This is a genomic window from Micromonospora globosa (assembly GCF_000717585.1).
Lineage (GTDB): Bacteria > Actinomycetota > Actinomycetes > Mycobacteriales > Micromonosporaceae > Micromonospora > Micromonospora aurantiaca.
On record NZ_JNZR01000071.1, the window covers coordinates 1 to 4,019 of the forward strand.

Consider the following 4,019-nt stretch of genomic DNA (forward strand, 5'->3'; position numbering starts at 1 on the left):
GCGTTGGAGCATCGCGCGGTGGTGTGGGGCTCGGACGTCGACGAGCTGGCGGCGGGCCTCGCGGCGGTGGCCGAGGGCCGGGTCTCGGGTGTGGTGTCGGCGGGTCGTCGGGCGGTGTTGTTCACGGGTCAGGGTTCGCAGCGTGTGGGCATGGGCCGGGAGCTGTACGACGCGTTCCCGGTGTTCGCGGCGTCGTTCGACGAGGTGTGCGCGGAGATCGATCCGCGCCTGCCGCGTGCGTTGCGCGAGGTGGTGTTCGCCGAGCCGGGTTCGGAGACTGCGGCTCTGTTGGATCAGACCGTGTTCGCGCAGCGGCGCGGGGCCGGTTGATGCAGGCGTTGCCCAGCGGTGGGGTGATGGCGGCGGTGGGTGCGCCCGAGTCCGCGGTGCGGGGGATCATCGATGCTGCGGAAGCGGCGGTCGACATCGCGGCGGTGAACGGTCCGGCGTCGGTGGTGGTGTCGGGTGCCGTCGGCGAGATGGCGTCGGTGGTGGCGACCTGCCGTGAGCGGGGTTGGCGGGTCAAGGAACTGGCGGTCAGTCACGCGTTCCACTCCCGCCTGATGGAGCCGATGCTGGAGGAGTTCCGGTCGGTGGTGGCGGGGCTCGACTGGCGGGTGCCGCGCGTCGCGGTGGTGTCGAACGTGACGGGTTCCGTGGCGGACCCGTTGGAGCTGGTGGATCCGGAGTACTGGGTGCGGCACGTGCGGCAGCCGGTGCGCTTCGCCGACGGTGTGGCGGCGTTGCGGGCACAGGGGGTGGACACCTTCCTGGAGATCGGCCCGGACGCGACGTTGACGGCGATGGTGGCGGAGATCGTCGCGGATGCCGGGGTGCGACGGGTTCCGGCGTCGCGGCGGGACCAGTCGGAGCTCGCTGCGGTGACGGCGGCGTTGGGGCAGTTGTGGGTGGCGGGTGTGCCGGTCGACTGGGCTGCCTACCACGGTCAGACCGGCGCCCGGCCGGGCGTGGTCGACCTGCCCACGTACGCCTTCGACCATCGACGTTACTGGATCAATGCCGCGACGCGGTCCTACCGTCCCCCCGCCGCCCGGCGTACCGCCGCCGACGAGGACTTCTGGCGGGCGATCGAGGCGGAGGACCTGACGACCCTCGCCGAGAGCCTGGCCGTCGACGCCGACGCCCCGCTCGCGGACGTGCTGCCGGCGCTGTCCACCTGGAGACGCCGCCGGGACGCCGAGGCGGCCCTCGACTCCTGGCGCTACCGGGTGGCCTGGCAGCCGCTCACGGACGACGCCGCCCGCGCCGAGGCGACCGACTTCCTGCTCGTCGTACCGGCCGACGCCGACGCGGCCGTGACGGACTGGGCCGCCGCCCTCGGCGCCGCCGGCGGGCGGATCGTCGAGGTCGACGCCACGTGCGACCGCAAGCGCCTCGCCCACGACCTCGCCGAGGCGTCGACCGGCCGCGACGGGGACGTGCTGCCCGTACTCTCCCTGCTGGCCCTCGACACCCGGCCGTACGCCGGGGCCGCCTCCGTGCCGACGGGCCTCGCCGGCACGGTCGCGCTCGCGCAGGCGCTCGGCGACGCCGGGATCACCGCCCGGCTCTGGATCGCCACCCGCGGCGCGGTCTCCGTCGGATCCCGCGACCGGCACGTCGACCCCGTGCAGGCCATGGCGTGGGGCTTCGGCAGCGTGCTGCGCGCCGAGCACCCGCACCGGTGGGGCGGGCTCGTCGACCTCCCCGAGCAGCCCGACCAGGGCGTCGTGCGCATGCTCCGGACGCTGATCGCCGGCACCGGCCAGGAGGACGAGATCGCCCTGCGCGGCACCGGCGGCCACGCCCGCCGGCTCGTTCGTGCGACGTACGGCGACACCGGTGCGCGCGGTTCCTGGACGCCGCGCGGCACGGTGCTGATCACCGGCGGCACCGGGGCACTCGGGGGACACGTCGCCCGCGCGCTGGCCGCCGAAGGAGCCGAACACCTCCTCCTGGTCAGCCGGCGGGGTGGCGAGGCGCCCGGCGCGACCGCCCTCGCCGAGGAACTCGCCGGGCTCGGCACCCGGGTCACCCTCGCGTCCTGCGACGTGGCCGACCGGGCCGCGCTCGCGACGCTGCTCGACTCGATCCCCGCTGAGCTTCCGCTGAGCGCGGTCGTGCACACCGCCGCGGCCCTCGACGACAACGTCGTCGACGCCGTGAGTGTCGACCAGCTGGCCACCGCCCTGCGGGCGAAGGTCGACGCCGCGCGCAACCTGGACGAGCTGACCCGGGGCAGCGACCTCTCCGCCTTCGTCCTCTTCTCCTCCCTCGCCGGCCTCATGGGTGCCGCCGGCCAGGCCACGTATGCGCCGGGCAACGCGTTCCTCGACGCCCTGGCGCAGCGCCGCCGCGCCGAGGGGCTGCCGGCGACCTCGCTCGCCTGGGGCCTGTGGGCCGACGGCGGGGTGAGCGCGGGCGACTTCGAACAGCGGCTCAGCCGCACCGGTTTCGGCGCGATGGCGCCGGAGACAGCCGTGCGCGCCTTCAGCCGGGCGCTGGACCACGACGAGACGTACCTCGTGGTGGCCGACATCGACTGGGCCCGGGTGGCCGCCACCGGTCCTCGGCGCGCCCACCCGCTGGTCCGCGACCTGCTGGCCGAGGCCGGCGCGGCGGTGCCCGCCGACGCCCCAGTGCCGGCGGCCGACCTGCGCCTGCGCCTGGCGGGAATGTCCGGTGCGGAGCAGCTGCGCGCCCTCGGCGAACTCGTGCGTGCCGAGGTCGCGGCCGTCCTGGGCCACGAGTCCGCCGAGCGGGTGGCGCCGGACCGGGCGTTCCAGGACCTCGGCTTCACGTCACTGGCGGCGGTCGAGCTGCGCAACCGGCTCGACGCGGCGACCGGCCTCGCGCTGCCGACCACGCTCGCCTTCGACTACCCGAACTCCGCCGCCCTGGCCGGCCACATCCACGCCGAGCTGCTCGGCGGGCAGGCGCTGCCCGTCCCCGCCGCCACCGGCCCCGTCGTGGGCGACGACCCGATCGTCATCGTCGGCATGGGCTGCCGTTTCCCGGCCGGAGCCGAGTCCCCGGAGGGGCTCTGGGACCTGCTGACGGCCGGTGCCGACGCGATGTCGGACTTCCCGGCCAACCGGCACTGGGACCTGGAGTCGCTGGCCGGCACCGACTCCTACGTCTCGCGGGGGGCGTTCCTGGCCGACGCGGGCGGCTTCGACGCGGAGTTCTTCGGCATCTCGCCGCGGGAGGCGCTCGCCATGGACCCGCAGCAGCGGCTGCTGCTGGAGGTCTCCTGGGAGGCGTTCGAAGACGCCCGGATCGAACCCCTCGCGCTGCGCGGCAGCCGCGTCGGGGTGTTCGCCGGCACCAACGGCCAGGACTACGAGACCGTCGTACGCCAGGCCGGGGAGGCGCTCGCCGGATTCGGCGCGACCGGCGCCTCCGCGAGCGTGTTGTCGGGCCGGGTGGCGTACTCGTTCGGTTTCGAGGGGCCGGCGGTGACTGTGGACACGGCGTGTTCGTCGTCGCTTGTGGCGTTGCACCTGGCGGTGCAGGCGCTGCGGTCGGGCGAGTGCGACCTCGCGCTGGCCGGCGGCGTCACCGTGATGTCCACCCCGGGTGCCTTCATCGAGTTCTCCCGCCAGGGCGGGCTGTCGGCGGACGGCCGCTGCAAGGCCTTCGCCGAGTCTGCGGACGGCACCGCGTGGGGCGAAGGCGTCGGGGTGCTCGTGGTGCAGCGGCTGTCGGATGCGCAACGTGACGGGCGTCGGGTATTGGCGGTGGTGCGGGGCACGGCGGTGAATCAGGACGGTGCGTCGAATGGTTTGACGGCGCCGAATGGTCCGTCGCAGCAGCGGGTGATCCGGCAGGCTCTGGCGTTTGCGGGTTTGTCGGCGGCTGATGTGGATGTGGTGGAGGCGCATGGTACGGGTACGTCGTTGGGTGATCCGATTGAGGCTCAGGCGTTGTTGGCGACGTATGGGCAGGGTCGGGATGTGCCGTTGTTGCTGGGGTCGGTGAAGTCGAACATCGGTCATACGCAGGCGGCTGCGGGGGTG

Annotated in this window: 1 protein-coding gene and 1 pseudogene; both read left to right on the forward strand. The window is 74.2% G+C overall.

Translation table 11 applies throughout. The features are described from left to right. Positions 1-150: 150 nt before the first annotated feature. Positions 151-860 (forward strand): annotated as a pseudogene (locus IF06_RS35050) (acyltransferase domain-containing protein); the annotation flags it as partial. Between the two features lie 108 nt (positions 861-968). Continuing rightward, the coding region (locus tag IF06_RS35055; RefSeq protein ID WP_420063449.1) for an SDR family NAD(P)-dependent oxidoreductase at positions 969-4,019 on the forward strand (3,051 nt) is incomplete at its 3' end.